A 16,682-nucleotide genomic window follows, 5' to 3' on the forward strand; every position below is an offset into this window, starting at 1 on the left:
AGGACGACCCCACAAACCCATAGCAAGCAGGTTGCCGCCTATAACTGCAAGCTATCCGCATCGGCGGCCTCCGGTCATGTGGGACCCCATTCCTTCGGGCTATATGTCCATATCGTCCAGTTATCGCCGAAGCTGTTGACCGGCCGCAACCACCCTGTAACCTCTCTGTCATGGAACCGGCTGTCCACACGCCGCAAATGTGGCGATGGCTGGACCGACACGACGAGCAACAAAAAACACAAAAAGGCGGGGCTCAATCACCGCCGAACGACCAGGTAGGACAGAAATGGGGCTAGCCAGCCCGGCTCATCAAAGCCGGGGCACGCGACAGGCGGCGTGCGGGCAGCCCTTGGGCAAAAAGGGGACTGTTAACATGCATGATACTGGACGAGTTCGCGGGCCGCTGGGCCGCAAGAGCCACATTGGCGCGGCGATGACCGCACTGGCTCTGGTGCAGGCGGCGCCCGCACTGGCGCAGGAGGTAGCCCCCACGCCCGAAGCGGCACCCACCGACCAGATCGTCGTCACCGGCACGCGCGTCATCCGCGACGGTTTCCAGGCACCGACCCCGCTGGTCGTGCTGACGCAGAAAGACATTCAGAACACGTCGCCGTCGAACAATATCGCCGACTTCGTCAACCAGCTGCCGCAGCTCGCCGGATCGACCAAGCCAGGCAACTCGCGCCTTAACATCTCCAACGGTTCGGCGGGCATCAATGCGCTCAACCTGCGCAACCTGGGCGAAGGCCGCGTGCTGGTGCTGGTCGATGGTCGCCGTTCGGTCGGTTCGACGATCTTTGGCTGGGTCGATATCAACACGATCCCGCAGGCGCTGGTCGATCGCGTCGAGGTCGTCACCGGCGGCGCGTCGTCGGCCTATGGCTCGGACGCCGTTACCGGCGTGGTCAACTTCGTCCTCAACAAGAAGATGGAGGGGCTACGCATCACGGGCGACATCGGCCTCACCGACAAGGGCGATGGCTTCAACTATTCGGGCAGCATCACGGGCGGCATGTCCTTCGCCGACGGCCGCGGCCATGCGACCTTCAACGCCGAGATCGCGCACCAGGACGGCATTTACGAAATCGATCCGAACGATCGGCCGTGGAACCACCGGGGCTATCTGGCCTTTGCAAACCCGGCCTATGTAGCGGGCAACGGCCTGCCCCAGTTCATCACCTACCGCAGTCAGGCTGGCCAGACCAACCAGGCGCCAGGCGGCTTCATCACCGGTTCGGCCGGCAACGCGAATGCGCTGCGCGGCCTCTATTTCGGCCAGAACGGTCAGGTTATTCCGTTCAACTATGGCTCCTTCAACTCGCCGGCGCTGGGCGGCAGTGCCGCAGTGACGCGCACGGTCGGCGGCGATTGGCGCGTGAATGATTCGGGTCGCCGTATCGGCCTCAGCCCGAAAGACGATCGTTGGGGTGCCTATGGCCGCCTGAGCTACGAAATTTCCGACGAGGTCGAGATCTTCGCGGAGGGTTCGTATAATCGTCAGGAAGTCTTCTTCAACGCCGGCCCCAACCTGGGCTCGGCCACACTCAACACGGTAGGTTGTACGACCACTCCGGTCCCGATCACCTGCAACGCCTTCGCACTGCAGACGCTGGGCGCGGCGCGGCTCGCGGGCGTAAACAGCGTGAGCATTACCACCACGGCGGCAGACCTGCCGTTCCGCGGGATCAACAACAAGCGCGAAGTGCAGCGTTACGTCATCGGCGCCGAGGGTGAGTTCGAGGCGTTCGGCAAACCGGCGCGCTGGGACGTCTTTGGTCAATATGGCCGGTCTGACCTGCGCGAGCAGCTTCGCAACATCATGCACGTCGCGCGCATGGCGCAGGCCACCAATGCCGCATTTGCGCCGGCCGGTAACACGGGCGGCTATGCGGCCGGCTCGATCCAGTGCCTGATCAATGTCGACGCGGACGCCACGAACAACGATCCGAACTGCGTGCCGCTCAATCGCCTGGGCATCGGCGTCGCCGATCCGAAAGCGATCGATTATGTACTCGGCGATCCATATCGCAAGCAGGTGATGGAACAGTTCGTCACCGGCGCCAATCTGTCGATGACGCCGTTCGCGACTTGGGCGGGCGACGTCAGCATCGCGATCGGCGCCGAATATCGCGAGGAAAAAATCCGGGGCAGCGTACCGACCGAGTTCCAGCCAATCATCGGTGCCACGTCCCCGAACCGCTGGTCGGTGGGCAACTATCTTCCCTTCCGCGGCAAATATAATGTGAAGGAGGCTTATCTCGAAACCGTCGTGCCGCTGGGCTTCGGGCTCGAGTTCAATGGGGCAGTCCGCGCGACCGACTATTCGACGTCCGGCTATGTCACCACCTGGAAACTGGGTGCGACCTGGTCACCGATCGACGATATCCGGTTCCGCGTAACCCGGTCGCGTGACATTCGCGCTCCCAATCTGAACGAGTTGTACGGCAGCACCGCCAACAGCGATTCGGTACGCAACCCCCGATTCACAACCGCCCTGGCGGCAACCGAGCCACAGAATTTTCCTTATTCCGGTCAGACGGTTGGCAATCCGGACCTGCGGCCCGAAAAGGCCGATTCCTGGAACATCGGCGGCGTCTTCACGCCCAGCTTCCTGCCCGGGTTCACCGCATCGGTGGATTATTTCCACATCGACCTGAAAGGCGCAATCGAGGCGATCAGCGCACAGGAAACGATCAATCGGTGCGTCGAGGGACGGCAGGAATTCTGCGACAACATCACTGAAGATCCGACGCGCGCTCAGCCAGGCCCTCCGCGCGTTCCTTATCTGCTGATCAAGACCGAGCCCTTCAATTACGTCAGCAAGCTGGTGCGCGGCATCGATTTCGACGCGGCCTATCGCATGCCGGTCGGCGGTGAAAGCAGCATCACGCTGCGAGGCAATGCGACGCGCTATATCGAGAATATCTCGGATACAGGTATCGCCGGAACCGTGCCCGTCAACACCGTCGGCGCGGCGATATTCGCTTCGGCGTCAGCCACACCAAAATGGATCTTCCGTGGCAGCGTCAATTACGAGACCCCGACTTTCTCGGGCACCGTCACCGGTCGCGGCGTAAGCGCAGGCAAGTATCTGGCCAACGCCATCGAATGCACGACCGGGTGCCCGACCTCGACCAGCCAGTTCCCGACCTATGACGACAACCATGTCAAGGGACTGTTCTATATCGATCTCAACCTGACCCAGAAAGTCCGCGTCAAAAGCGATTCGGAGGCGGAATTCTTCTTCAATGTGACCAATTTGTTCGATGCTCATCCGATGCTACTGCCCGAAACCGGCTTGGCCGCGCAAAGCACCTATTCGGATCTGCTGGGCCGCACATTCCGCATGGGCGTACGGTTCAAGCTGAACTGACACGGGGCGGGTGAAGGAAAAGGAAGGAGGGCCCGGTACGGCCCTCCTTCGCCATCCGTAACGATCAGCCACGCCTCACTTGGCTCGCCTATCCCGGAGGCGCATTACACGGAATGCGTTCGCGGCAGACATGACCTCCCAAAAGGAGGCAATTGGAAACTGCGATGTCGCCAGGCTGTGAAACATGAGCAGGAACGGAGCGTCGAGATCCTCAAGCGGCCGCAAATCAGAACTTGGATTCGCAGCGGCAGACGAAGCGGGCGACTCTCCTGATGCACTGGTTTAAGGGCTAACACAGATGAGCATTTCCAAAACGATGCTCGGGCGGCGGGCTTTACTGGTCGGATCCGCGGCGCTGATCGCTGGCGGCCCGGCTTCCGCCCGCGCCGGTACGGGGGACCAATGCCCGGACGGCAATGTCGCCTGGATCCCGTCCGAGGAACTGGTTCGGGACCTTCCGCGCCTCATGCGGATCGCCGGAGTACCCGGCGCCGCCATCGCGGTCGTGGACCGCGGGGAGCTCGCCTGGAGCGAGGGCTTCGGCGTGAAAAACATTCTCACCCGCGACCCGGTGCGAGAGGATAGTTTGTTCGAAGCCGCGTCGATGACCAAGCCGGTATTCGCCTATGTCGTGATGCGGCTGGTCGACGAGAAGCGCCTCGACCTCGACAAGCCACTGGTCGCGTATCGTCGGCCAGCGAATTTGGGTAGTGACCCGAATCTCGAGCTTATCACGGCCCGGCATGTACTGGGCCATTCGACCGGCCTCCCTAACTGGGTTTCCGAGCCGCTCGTCACGAGCAGCGCGCCTGGATCGAGCTACACCTATTCCGGCGAAGCATTCATCTGGCTGCAGCTGGTCATCGAGCAGATCATGGGAATGGGCCTTGGCAGCGTGATGCAGGCGAAGCTGTTCGACCCGGCCGGAATGTCTCACAGCAGCTTCGGATGGGACGAGGAGATCGCAAGGTCGGTGGTCTTCGGCCATTCTGAACCTCCCGAAGGCGAGCAGAAACTTCCTCTCCAGCCCACACGCGAGCTCGGCGACCGGCTACTTCGGGTCGCTTCGCGGTGGCGCAAGCCGATCGCGTCCTGGACCTACGAAGATTCTGTCAAGGCGATGCAAGAGACCGATCCAAAGACGCCGCCATCGACACACGACCTTCTGGTCAATTCGGCGGGAGGGCTCCTGATGACCGCGTCCGACTATGCGAAGTTCATGCTGCTCATGATGGACCGGCCAAAGCGGGCGGCGTGGGAGATTAGCGACGCGGCCCGGCAGGCGATGCTAACCCCCCAGCTCGATGTACGCGGGCGCGACATTTCGCGGGGGTTGGGTTGGGAACTCGAACAATCCTCTGCAGGCCTGCTGTACCAGCACAGCGGCAGCAATTACGGGATCTTCAAAACCCTGGGTGTCGGTGATGCCCAGAGCGGGCGAGCGATCGTCGTCTTCACCAATGCCGCGAACGGTAATGCGCTAGCGGCCCGAATCGTTCGGGAAGCGACGGGAATCGACCGGTTGAAGTCCCTGATCTGATCAGCGCGGCAGCCGGATCGAGGCCATAGAGGACGTCGTCACAGCCGTCGTTCAGTATCGCGACATCGTCAACGGCTTCCCGCCTGCCTCTCGATATCGCGCACGGCGATAAAAGCGAATATTTCCTGCAATTGTCGACACGGCTTCATCACGCAAAACATATAGTTGCGATATCGATCATTTTTGATGCCCTTCGGCAGATCTATGTGTCCCCCGACATTCATCGGGAGCCGATATGCCTACGGCAACAATTATGGTTCGGTGAAGCTGGACAGTGGGGCGATTAGACGACCGCTATCGCGGATTGGCTCAGCCATCGATATAAAGCCGTCCAGCGAGCGCCGCTCCTGATTGAAGGTCAGCCGCCATAGGCAGATCTTTTCGACTCCCCGGCGCAGCCCTGCGTCCGGAAGCAGACACGCTTGCGCTCGCCCTGCCGAAAAAGCAGATGCCAGACGCCCAAAATCAGCCTGTCTCAGTTCAGACGTCCGCTCTCGCGACATAAAAGCAGCCGGTCCGCTCTCATGTCCGGCTGCTATTGGACAGATCTTGGCTACCCCGTACCTCGCGCAAAACAGCTTTCCCCATAGCTCAGTCTATGCAGCTCGCGGTTCGGGCATCGTCGACTTTCTGACGCCTAGCGGCGTCTGAAACTCTCGACGAGTGCAGACCGGCAACTTTTGGATCAAAAAGGTGGAAGCACGCCTTGGTTATAGAGATGCGCCAATCACGCAATGCAGCAAGCGGCCGCCTTTCGCCTTCCAAAATGGCTTCAGTACTGAAACTTCGCCTGCACTGCGATGGTTCGGGGAGGCTGTACGAATTTGGAAATTACCCCTGCGGCCAGCGGCGTGTTGAAGGCGTGGCCGGCGGTCAGCTCGTTGGTCAGATTCTTGCCGACGACCGCCAGTTCCCAACGCTTGTTAGACGCCCGGACGCCCAGCCGCAGGTCGAACTTGGCGAAGCTGTCCTGTGCTGCAGCGGGGTTGAAGCTTTCCTCGAGGAAGGCGGTGCTGCGATAGGTCATCCCGCCATTCGCAATGAAGTCGACGGCGCCGCTGATCGGCACTGCAATATCGGCGAACAGCGTCCCGCTCCATTTGGGCGAACGCGGTAGCGGCTGGCCTGCGGCATTGTTGCTCGCAGGCACGCAGGTCGGATTGGTGAAAGGACAGGGTGCGCCGGGGAAATCGATGAACTTGGCATCGAGATAGGTGTCAATCGGCGTGCAAACGGGACCCCCTATCGGCGCGCAAAAGGGACCCCCTTTCACGATGGCGCAAGGTTGATCGGACACGCGCCTTTGCGCTGCGCGCGGCGTAGGGAGGGCGGAGCCCGACCGGAGGCGCGCGCAGCGCAAAGCATCTTTTAATCGGAGGTCGGCGGGGGCGATCAGCTGCGGTTTTTGAAGCGCCAGCTGTCATTGCCGGTCTCGACGATGTCGCAATGGTGGGTGACGCGATCAAGGAGCGCGGTGGTCATCTTGGGATCGCCGAACACGGTGGGCCATTCGCCGAACGCGAGGTTGGTGGTGATGATGACGCTGGTCTGCTCGTAGAGCTTGCTGATCAGGTGGAACAGCAACTGGCCGCCCGAGCGGGCGAACGGCAGATATCCCAGTTCGTCGAGCACGATCAGGTCGAGGCGGGATAGCTGGGCGGCGAGAGCGCCGCTCTTGCCGATCCTGGCCTCCTCTTCGAGGCGGGTCACCAGATCGACGGTGTTGAAGTAGCGGCCTCGCGCACCCGAGCGAACGACATTGGCGGCGATGGCGATGGCCAGGTGGGTCTTGCCGGTGCCCGTGCCGCCGACCAGGACGATATTGCGCTGTGCGGGCAGGAACGCGCCACTGTGCAGCGAACGCACCAGCCCTTCATTGATCGGCGTGCCCTCGAACCGGAACGCGTCGATGTCCTTCACAACCGGCAGCCGGGCGGCCGCCATCCGGTATCGGATCGAAGCGGCATGGCGATGTGTTGCTTCCGCCCGCAGAAGGTCGGTCAGTATCTCCATCGTGGTGCGCTGGCGCTGAAGGCCGGTGGTGACCGCATCGTCGAACGCGCCCGCCATGCCCTTGAGCCCAAGCCCGCGCATCGCCTCGATCATGTCATGCCGCTGCATCGAAGGTCCTCAGCTGGTCGTAACGGGCGCAGTCGGCGATCGGCGGATGGCGTAAGGCGCTGTCCTCGGAGGTGATGATGGTGAGCGGTCGCGGCGGTTCCCGGCGCCGCGCCAGAATGTTGAGGATCAGATCATCGCTCGCCGTGCCGGTCGCCAGTGCCTCGCGCACGGCCGCTTCGACCGGCTCCAGGCCATCGGTCAGCACGGCCGACAGCACACGGACGAACCGGCGGTCGGCATCGTCGCCATGGCCAAGCTTGCGGCGCAGGCGCGCCAGCGCCGGCGGCAGATCCCAGTCCTGGAAGGGCGCGCCGTTCCGCAGCGCTCCGGGCTTGCGGGCCAGCACCGGCAGATAATGCCAGGGGTCATAGATCGTGCGGTTGCGCCCGAAGTAGCGAGGGTGCTCGGCGACAACCTCCTCGCCGCAGCGCACGACAATGCGGTCGGCATAGGCCCGGACCTGCACCGTCCGCCGCGCCACCGTCGAGAGGACCGAGTAGCGGTTGCGGTCAAAGCTGATCAGGCAGGTGCCGGTCACGGCATGCTCGCTCTCATTGAAGCCGTCGAACGGCCCCAGCATCGGTTGCAGTGCCGATCGTTCGATCTCCAGCACCTGCGCCACGGTCAGCTCGCCCTGTTCGGGATGGGCCTGACGTTCCGCCCAGCGCCGACACTCGGCCTCCAGCCAGCCATTAAGCTCTTCGAGGCTGGCGAACCGCAACCGGGGCTGGAAGAAGCGCCCCCGGATCGTCTGCACCTGGTTCTCGACCTGACCCTTCTCCCATCCCGCCGCAGGCGAGCAGGCGGTCGGCTCGACCATATAATGGTCGGTCATGATCAGGAACCGCCGGTTGAAGACCCGTTCCTTGCCGGTGAACACGCTCGTCACCGCCGTCTTCATATTATCGTAGATGCCGCGCCCTGGCACCCCGCCGAAGAAGGCAAAACCACGCGCATGCGCGTCGAACAGCATCTCCTGGCTCTCGCGAGGATAAGCCCGGACATAGACCCCGCGTGACGCGCACAGACGCATATGCGCGACCTTCACCCGCATCGGCGCCCCGGCGATCTCCACATCCTCATGGCTCCAGTCGAACTGGTAAGCCTCTCCTGGCCTGAACATTAGCGGGATGAAGGCCGTGACGCCGTCGCCGGCATCCTTGCGCCGTTCGATCTTCCATCGCGCCGCGTAGCGCCGCACGGCATCGTAAGAACCCTCAAAGCCTTCGCGCACCAGCAGATCATGGATCCGCGTCATCCGCAGCCGCTCGCGCCTGCCGCGCAGCTCGTTCTCTTCCAGCAACGTATCGAGCCGAGCCTGGAACGGCCCGATTCTAGGCAGTGGCTGAACCTTGCGCTGATAGTCGAATGCGCCTTCCGGCGCCCGGATCGCCTTGCGGATCACCTTCCGCGACACATGCAAATCCCGCGCGATCGCCTTGATCGCCTTGCCTCCAGCATACTCGCGCCGGATCCGAACCACTGTCTCCAAAACCAACATCCCGATCTCGCCGCCTGAAAATCCAGCCGGCTGCTTAAACCATCGAAATGAGGGGTCCCTTTTAGACGCCGATCACCCCGCTAACGGGGTCCTTTTTGCACGCCGATCCACACGTATGAGCCAACTTGCAGGCTGTTTGCCGTGCGACTGTCAGTATCGCGAAATTGGAGGTTGCAGGCCCGCGTGACCTCACCATAGCGCAATGCGATGGTGTCCTCGTTGTCGATCGCAATGTTCGAGAACAGCGTCTTGAAATCGTCCGCCCTGCTGATAGTGGCCTCCCGTTGCTGCGCCCGTTGATGCCCCAAACACAGCGCCGTCAATGCGTGCAAAGATGGTTAGTGGTCGCGTTTTGTTCAACCCTCCAGTGGCTCCCCGTTGTCTCCTTTCGCCGATCCTGCCAAGGGCGACTGTTATCGCCGTATTGACGGCGCTTACTCTATTCACACTTGAAATTCTTCTGCCGTGAAATGGATCCTATTCATCCCGTCGCATAATGGAGTATTACAGAAAACGTTAGACAACGGTATCGAACAATGGCAGAAGAGTTGCACGGACTGAATCATGAATTCAGATGCGCGGTGGAACCGTGTGGGTCCGAAATTACGCGGGCGTAATTTGAAATTATATTTCAATTACATGGGTTTGACTTAGTAAAACCACCCTGTCCGCCACAATCTCGAACGCGCAAATAATTTTCAAGGCCCGGCGGCCTTGGTTCCGTCTTGTGTTTGTCCCGGGAGGACTCCCGACCGAAATCACAAGAGGAAATCAATGCGCAAGATTTTGCTGGCCTCCACCTGCCTCGCCACCATCGCTTCGTTGCCCGTCCACGCTGAAACGACGATCACCACCGCCACCACCACGCCGGTCCGTACCTCGACGGTCAAGGCGGGCGCGCCCGATGATGTGAAGATCACGTCGGCAGGATCGGTGAAGCCGGGCGGCGGCACCGCGGTCACGATCGACAGCAACCACAAGGTGGTGAACGAAGGCACGATCGAGATTGGCAACGTCAACGGCGCGACCGGCATTTTCGCCAATGCCGGAACGGTCGGCGGGATCACCAACGCCGCGACTGGCAAGATCATCATCGACGAACCCTATGCCCCGACCGACATCGACAATGACGGCGATCTCGACGGCCCCTATGCCGTCGGCAACAACCGTGTCGGCATTGCCACCGGCGGCGCCTTTACCGGCAATGTCGTCAACAGCGGAACGATCACGATCGAGGGCAATGATTCGGCTGGCATCCGCCTCGGCGGCCCGCTGACCGGGAACTTCACCAATGAGGGCACGATTTCGGTGTTGGGCGACCGCGCTCTGGGCGTCGGTCTGCAAAACGTCACCGGCAATGTCCGCCTTGCCGGTACGATCACCGCTGTCGGGCAGGATGCCGTTGCGGCACGCCTCGCCGGCAACATCAACGGCGCGCTGGTGGTCCAGGGCAAGCTGACCGCCACCGGCTATCGCTATGCAACGCCCCCCGCCGACGCGTCGAAGCTCGACGCCGACGATCTGTTGATCGGCGGCCCGGCGCTGTCGATCGAAGGCGATGTCACGGGCGGTATCGTCCTCGCCATCCCGCCGAAGGACACGAAGCCCGACGACAAGGATGAGGACAAGGACGGCATCGACGACGACAAGGAAGGTTCGGCTGCGGTCAGTTCCTTCGGTTCGGCCCCCGCGCTCCGCATCGGCGCAGCAGGCCGCGACGTCACCATCGGCGCGGTTGCCGGCACCGGCACCGGGCTGGGTTTGATCATCGACGGTTCGGTTCTCGGCAACGGCCTTTATGCCGGCAAGGACGCCAATGCGATCCAGATCGGTGGCCTCGGCGGCAATGTGACGATCGCGGGCGGCATCGGCATCGGCGGCGCAGTCAGCGCGATATCAAAGGACGCTGCGGCAACCGGCATCCGCATCGGCAACGGCGCAACGACCCCTGAACTCCGCAATGCCGGCAGGATCGATGCGACGACGGGCGGCAATGTTGCGGGCGCCATCGCGACCGCAGTCGTGATCGACGCGGGCGGCAACGTCCCGCTCATCCGCAACAGCGGCACAATTGCCGCCAAGACCGGCGGCGACAATGGGACCGCGCGCGGCATCGTCGATCTGTCGGGCAAGGTCGCCCTGGTCGAAAACAGCGGCACGATCAGCGCCACCGGCGCGCTCGCCACTTCCGATCGCAATATCGCGATCGACCTGAGCGCGAATACGAGCGGTGCGACGGTCAAGCAGACCGTGGTCGCAACGGGCGTAACCGCACCGAGCATCGTCGGCGACGTCCGCTTCGGCGGCGGTAACGATGTCTTCGATATCGCCGACGGTTCGGTGAAGGGAAACAGCTTCTTCGGCGCCGGCAACAACAAGCTCGCCCTGTCGGGCGACGCGACCTATGCCGGCAAAGCCAATTTCGGTGGCGGCAATGACGAAATGACGCTTGCGGGCTCGTCGAAGTTCACGGGCACCGCAGATTTCGGCGGCGGCACCGACAAGCTGACGATCGCGGGCACCTCGGCCTTTTCGGGCCGCTTGCTCAATTCGCAGGGTCTGGCCGTTTCGGTCAGCGGCGGCACCTTTGACGTCACGGGCGCGGCGACCATCGCGTCGCTGGCCGTGACCGACAAGGGCGTGCTCGGCGTGACGCTCGATGGCGGTACCGCGGGAACCGCGCTGCAGGTCACGGGTAACGCCAGCTTTGGTGCCGACTCCAAACTCGCGCTCAAGCTGACCAGCATCGACGAGGCCGAAGGCCGGCATGTCGTGATGACCGCCGGGTCGCTGACCGGCGCGAACAATCTGACCGCCTCGTCGACGTTGATGCCCTTCCTCTACAAGGGCACGCTGACCTCGAACGCGACCCAGCTGATCGTCGACGTGTCGCGCAAGAGCGTGACCGAACTCGGCCTCAACCGTTCGGAAGCGGGCGCGTTCAACGCCGTGATTGACGCCTTGTCGGCCAATGAAAAGGTCGAAGGCGTGTTCCTGGGCATCGTCGATGGCGGCCAGTTCCGCAACCAGCTCGGCCAGATGCTGCCCGAGCATGAAGGCGGCGTGTTCGAAACCGTCACCTCGGGCTCGCGCGCCCTGTCGCGCTTCCTCCAGGATCCCAGCGCGCCGTATCAGGACGAAGGCAAGTGGGGCTATTGGGTGAACCAGGCCATCTGGGGCACGTCGAAGAGCATCGGCGACACCGCGGGTTATGACGTCACCGGCTGGGGCATCTCGCTCGGCGCCGAAATTGAAACCGATGTCGGTAATTTCGGTGGCTCGGTTGCCTATCTGAACGGCAAGGACGGCAACAAAGCCAACGCCAACGAAGTCAGCTCGAACCAGTGGGAAGGCGCACTTCACTGGCGTCTCCGCTCGGGCGGCCTCATTGCCAGCGCCCGCGCCGCCGCTGCGCCGATCAGCCTCAAGGGAACGCGCATTTTCAGCGCCGAAGCCGGGGCTGACGATATCGAGGAAACGATCCGCGGCAAATGGGATGCCAAGCTTTATTCGGCATCGGGCTCGGTCGCTTATGATACCAAGGCGGCGGGCTTCACCATCCGTCCGACGCTGGCGGTCGATTATTACAAGCTGAAGGAAGACGGCTATGCCGAAACCGGCGGCAATGACGCGCTGAACCTGACCGTTCTCGGCCGCGACAGCGACGAGTTGGCGGTGTCCGGCACCGTCGCTATCGGTCTCGAGTTCGGCGGCTCGGACGAATATGACGGCTGGACGCGCTTCGAACTCGAAGGCGGCCGTCGCCAGATTGTCAGCGGCATGCTGGGCGCCACCACCGCGTCGTTCAAGAACGGCGATCCCTTCACCCTCACCCCTGATGATCGCACGAGCGGTTGGGTCGGTCGTTTCCGTGGCACTGCCGGAAACTCCGCCTTCCAGATCGGCGGCGAAATCTCCGCGGAAGAACAGCAAAGCCATATGGCTTGGGCCTTCCGCGCGAGCCTGCGGGTCGGCCTGTAAGCCCCCCTCGGCCGGCCCTGTGCAAGGGGGAAGCACCCCTCCTATCTCGCTTCCCCCTTGCCTTGGCTTCATGGACTAAATTGAGATGATCGCACTCGCCACCCTCTCCCCCAATGCACCGCAGTTGCGCGGCGCGGTGGTGACGCTATATGACGGCGGCATCAGGGGGACGTGCGGCGCGCGCCGGGGCGGCGTTCATCCGCGAAACATGGCGTTCCAAAGCAAGCGATTGATGACCGAGGCGAGAGATCGAACCGACGCCGCGCAAGGCATTGAAGGTGTGTTGCTCGCCAACCGCGACCGTATCGTGCGCTTTTTGCAGCTGCGCGGTGCGGGCGATGCGGCCGAGGATCTGTTCCAGGATTTGTGGATGCGCCTGACCGAACGCGCATCGGGTCCGGTCGCCGATCCGCTGCCCTATGTCATGCGCGCCGCAAATAATCTGATGCTCGACCGCTATCGTTCGGCGCGCCAGCGTGAATTGCGCGATGCCGCGTGGGGCGAGGCCGCCGCGGTACAGAAACCATCGGTGGAAACCCTTTTGATATCGCGCGAACAACTGGCGCAGGTCGAACAGGCGATCACGGCGACCGGCGACCGCTCCGCCCGCATCTTCCGCCGCTTTCGCGTCGACGGGCTGGCACAGCGCGAGATTGCAGTTGAAATGGGCGTCAGTCTGAGCACGGTCGAGGCTGATTTGCGCAGGGTCTACGCGGCGCTGGCCGCAGTGCGGAGGCAGTTCGATGCATAGTGACGCACGCACTGCCGCCGAAGCGCATGCGATCGATTGGCTGATCCGCCAGCGCGATCCCGCTTTTGCTGATTGGGATGGCTTTGCCGACTGGTTGGCCGAGACCCCCGAACATTCCGAAACTTACGACAGGATCGCCAGTCTCGATCGCGACCTTGATTCCCTGCCTCCGGCGGCGCAGCCCGCTGTCACGATCATCGCCGACGCGCCCCGCCGCCCTTCGCGCCGGGCCTGGTTTGGCGGCGCGATCGCAGCCGCGCTTGTCGGCGCGGTTGTCTTGCCCAATCTGGGGCTGCTCGGCGACACGCAGCGGATCGAAACCGCCGCTGGTGAGCATCGCACGATCAACCTCGCCGATGGGTCGAAGATCCAGATCAACGGCGCCTCGGTGATCGAACTCGACAAGGATCGCCCGCGCTTTGCCCGGCTGGAATCGGGTGAAGCGATGTTCCATGTCGTCCACCGCGATACCGACCCGTTCATCGTCGAAGCCGGCGAAGCGAAGATCGTCGATCTCGGCACCGCCTTCAACGTCGTTCGCCGCAGCCGCCAGACCTCGGTCGCAGTGTCCGAAGGCATCGTGCTGTACAATCCCGACCGCGACAATGTCCGCGTCGTTGCGGGTCAGGGAATTGAAGCTCGCGATGGCGACACCAAGGCGCCGGTTGCCCAGCCGGTCGATATTGCGAGCGTCGGCGGATGGCGGTCCGGGTTGCTCGTGTACAACGGCACTCCGCTTGCTGTCGTCGCCGAGGATCTGAAACGTACTGCGGGGATGAGCGTGACGATCGCCCCCGAAGCCGCCCAACTGTCCTTCCGTGGCGCGTTGATTGTCGATGAAGACCGGGGCCGGACGGTCGCCGACCTCGCGGCATTGTCGGGAACCAAGGCGGCGCGGCGTGGCGATGGCTGGGTGCTGACGCGCTGAGCATGACCGGCCGCCTTCCCCTGGTCGTGGCAGCGGTGATGCTGAGCCTTCCGGTCCAGGCCGCGGCGGCCGAGGAGCGCGCGTTCGACGTGCCCAAGGGAAATTTGTCGAACACCCTGCCCCTCCTCAGCCGCCAGGCCGGGGTCAGCATCAGCGTCGTCGATGCGAAATTGTGGGAAGCGCATGTCAAGCGGGTACGTGGCCGGATGAGCGTCGAGGAAGCGATCCGCCGCATGCTCGCAGGATCCGACGCCCGCGCCGTGCGCGTAAGCGCGACAAGCTGGCGGATCGAACGCCGACCACCCCGGATTGCGCGGCGCTCGACCTCGCCCCCTTCTCCGGCGCCGCAACCGCGCGCGCGCGAACCGGCGAGAGACACCATCGCCCGGCCGCAGGACGAGATCATCGTCACCGCTTCCAAGACCGACCTTCCCTACTCGCACCTCGCGGGCGTCGCCTCCATGCTGGACGGCGGCGATTTGGCGTTTGGCGGCGAGCGCGGGATGGATTCGATCCTGTCGCGGGTTGCCACCGTCTCCTCGACCCATTTGGGATCGGGGCGCAACAAGCTGTTCATCCGCGGCATCGCCGATTCCAGCTTCACCGGTCCGACGCAGGCGACGGTCGGCCAATATATGGGCGACATCCGCCTCAGCTATAATGCGCCTGATCCCGACCTGCGCCTCTACGACGTCGACAATGTCGAAATCCTCGAAGGGCCGCAGGGCACCCTCTATGGCGCGGGGTCGCTCGGTGGCATCATCCGCGTGACGCCCAAGGCGCCCGATCCGCGCGCGATGTCGGTTCAGGCGATCGCGGGCATCTCGCTGACCCAGCACGGCGATCCCGGCGGGGACATTGCGACGATCGCTAACCTGCCGGTCGGCGACAATGGCCATGCACTGCGCCTCGTCGGCTATATGCTGACCGACGGCGGCTATATCGACAATCCGCTGCGCGGCCAGAATGACATTAATCGCGTTCATGTCCGCGGCGGTCGCGGCACCTTCCGCTTCGACGCGGGCAATGACTGGACCGTCGATCTGGGCGGTGTCTATCAGGCGATCACCGCCGACGACGCGCAATTTGTCAGCAAGGATGCGCCGCCGCTGAACCTGCGCTCGATGGTCGAGCAAAATGCCACCGCGCGATACGGAATGGGCACGCTGGTGTTGATGAAGGATTGGGACGGGCTGCATTTCCAGTCATCCAACGCCTGGATCACCCACCGCCTGTTCGAACGCTTCGACGCCAGCCTGCGCAATCCACCGCCGCCTGGCAGCATCGGCTCGGCGGGCGCCGTCGATGTCGCGCGCCTGTTCGCGCCGCTCGACGTCCAGCCCATGGCAGAAGTGCCCCGCGTCCTCGATCAGCATAATGCGACGCGCATGTTCGTCAGCGAAAACCGGCTGTCGCGCCCGTACCGCGACGGTCTCGGCTGGGTGATCGGCGCGAGTTTCGTCGACAACCGGACGCAGCAGAAGCGTGCATTTGGCTATGGCGGCCTTCGCGCGACCCTCCCCGGAGTCACCAACCAGATCACCGAATTCACCGGCTATGCCGAAGCGACGGTCGAACTGCTGCCCAATTTGATTGCATCGGGCGGGCTTCGCCTGTCGCGCGCGCGACTGGGTGGTAGCGCCGAAGGCGTGTCGTTCGATATCGTGGAGGCCGGCCGTGCGACGACTGCCTATCGCAACGAAACCGATCTCTTGCCGTCCTTTTCATTGCTTGCGGCGCCGTTCCGCAACGTCCGCCTATATGCGCGTTATCAGGAAGGTTTCCGGCCCGGCGGGCTGGCGATCGACCGCGATTTCGTGCGGCGTTTCCGCAACGATCGGGTGCGGACGTGGGAGGGCGGAATTCGCGTCGGGCAAAGGGGCGAGACGCCGTTCGACGCCAGCGTGTCGATATCGCACAGCGATTGGCGCGATATCCAGGCCGACTTTATCGACGGCAATGGTTTCCCGACGACCGCCAACATTGGCGACGGGCGCATCACCAGTCTATCGGGGGCGGTTGCGGTACGGCCAACCTCCGCGCTGACCTTTGAACTTGGCGCGGTCTATAACCATAGCCGGGTCGAGAAGCTCGCGCCCGCGATCGCGCTGATCGCGCAGGCCACACCCGGCCGCCTTGGCCGTATCCCCAATGTCGCGAGCCACGCGGTGCGCGGGTCGGTCAATTATGTGACGCTGGTCGGCGAGGAAGATTTGCGCCTGAACGGCTGGGCCAATTATGTCGGGCCGTCGCGGCTCGGCATCGGCCCGGTGCTGGGCGAAAGCCAGGGCGACTATATCGACACCGGGCTCGCGATGCGTGTTGGCAATGCGCGCCGCGGCCTGTCGTTCACGCTGACCAATGTCTTCGATTCCCGCGGCAACCGCTTTTCGCTCGGCACGCCATTCGTCGAGGGCAATGAAGGCTTTATGACGCCGCTGCGCCCGCGCACGATCCGCATCGCGGTCGATGTCGCTTACTAGGCTT

Annotated in this window: 10 protein-coding genes; 6 read left to right on the forward strand and 4 right to left on the reverse strand. The window is 63.2% G+C overall.

Going from position 1 to position 16,682, the window contains the following annotated elements:
* Positions 1 to 373 precede the first annotated feature (373 nt).
* Both CDQ91_RS02420 and CDQ91_RS02425 read left to right on the forward strand, forming a co-directional pair.
* The gene (locus CDQ91_RS02420) at positions 374 to 3,373 is read left to right on the forward strand and encodes a TonB-dependent receptor plug domain-containing protein (RefSeq protein ID WP_088471090.1); all 3,000 of its coding nucleotides are present in this window, start codon (positions 374 to 376) and stop codon (positions 3,371 to 3,373) included.
* A 298-nt stretch (positions 3,374 to 3,671) separates the two neighbouring features.
* Positions 3,672 to 4,913 carry a serine hydrolase domain-containing protein gene (locus tag CDQ91_RS02425; RefSeq protein ID WP_201791850.1) on the forward strand — a complete coding sequence of 414 codons (1,242 nt, stop codon included), beginning with the start codon at positions 3,672 to 3,674 and terminating at the stop codon, positions 4,911 to 4,913.
* A 772-nt stretch (positions 4,914 to 5,685) separates the two neighbouring features.
* Here the strand turns inward: CDQ91_RS02425 and CDQ91_RS02430 are convergent.
* The 4 genes from CDQ91_RS02430 to CDQ91_RS22000 form a co-directional block, all read right to left on the reverse strand.
* Complete coding sequence (locus CDQ91_RS02430; RefSeq protein WP_088471091.1) at positions 5,686 to 6,186, reverse strand: TonB-dependent receptor; 501 nt, start codon at positions 6,184 to 6,186, stop codon at positions 5,686 to 5,688.
* Positions 6,187 to 6,305: 119 nt separating this feature from the next.
* Complete coding sequence (gene istB, locus CDQ91_RS02435) at positions 6,306 to 7,034, reverse strand: IS21-like element helper ATPase IstB (protein WP_088471092.1); 729 nt, start codon at positions 7,032 to 7,034, stop codon at positions 6,306 to 6,308.
* Positions 7,021 to 8,535 carry an IS21 family transposase gene (istA, locus tag CDQ91_RS02440; RefSeq protein WP_088471093.1) on the reverse strand — a complete coding sequence of 505 codons (1,515 nt, stop codon included), beginning with the start codon at positions 8,533 to 8,535 and terminating at the stop codon, positions 7,021 to 7,023. Before istA ends, istB begins: the two co-directional genes overlap by 14 nt.
* Positions 8,536 to 8,615: 80 nt before the next feature.
* The gene (locus tag CDQ91_RS22000; protein ID WP_419722533.1) at positions 8,616 to 8,867 is read right to left on the reverse strand and encodes an SMODS domain-containing nucleotidyltransferase; all 252 of its coding nucleotides are present in this window, start codon (positions 8,865 to 8,867) and stop codon (positions 8,616 to 8,618) included.
* 442 nt (positions 8,868 to 9,309) lie between these two features.
* Between CDQ91_RS22000 and CDQ91_RS02450 the strand changes: the two genes are divergently transcribed.
* From CDQ91_RS02450 to CDQ91_RS02465, 4 genes are all read left to right on the forward strand, one after another.
* On the forward strand, positions 9,310 to 12,516 hold the full coding sequence (locus CDQ91_RS02450; RefSeq protein ID WP_088471095.1) for an autotransporter outer membrane beta-barrel domain-containing protein: 3,207 nt from the start codon (positions 9,310 to 9,312) through the stop codon (positions 12,514 to 12,516).
* 85 nt (positions 12,517 to 12,601) lie between these two features.
* The gene (locus CDQ91_RS02455; protein ID WP_336579354.1) at positions 12,602 to 13,267 is read left to right on the forward strand and encodes an RNA polymerase sigma factor; all 666 of its coding nucleotides are present in this window, start codon (positions 12,602 to 12,604) and stop codon (positions 13,265 to 13,267) included.
* On the forward strand, positions 13,260 to 14,195 hold the full coding sequence (locus tag CDQ91_RS02460) for a FecR family protein (protein WP_088471096.1): 936 nt from the start codon (positions 13,260 to 13,262) through the stop codon (positions 14,193 to 14,195). The genes CDQ91_RS02455 and CDQ91_RS02460 overlap by 8 nt, the downstream gene beginning before the upstream one ends.
* Positions 14,196 to 14,197: 2 nt before the next feature.
* Positions 14,198 to 16,678 (forward strand): TonB-dependent receptor, encoded by a 2,481-nt coding sequence (locus CDQ91_RS02465; protein WP_088471097.1) that lies wholly within the window; start codon positions 14,198 to 14,200, stop codon positions 16,676 to 16,678.
* The last annotated feature ends 4 nt before the right edge of the window (positions 16,679 to 16,682 follow it).

This window comes from Sphingopyxis witflariensis (genome assembly GCF_002205635.1).
In the GTDB taxonomy this organism is placed as follows: Bacteria; Pseudomonadota; Alphaproteobacteria; order Sphingomonadales; family Sphingomonadaceae; genus Sphingopyxis; species Sphingopyxis witflariensis.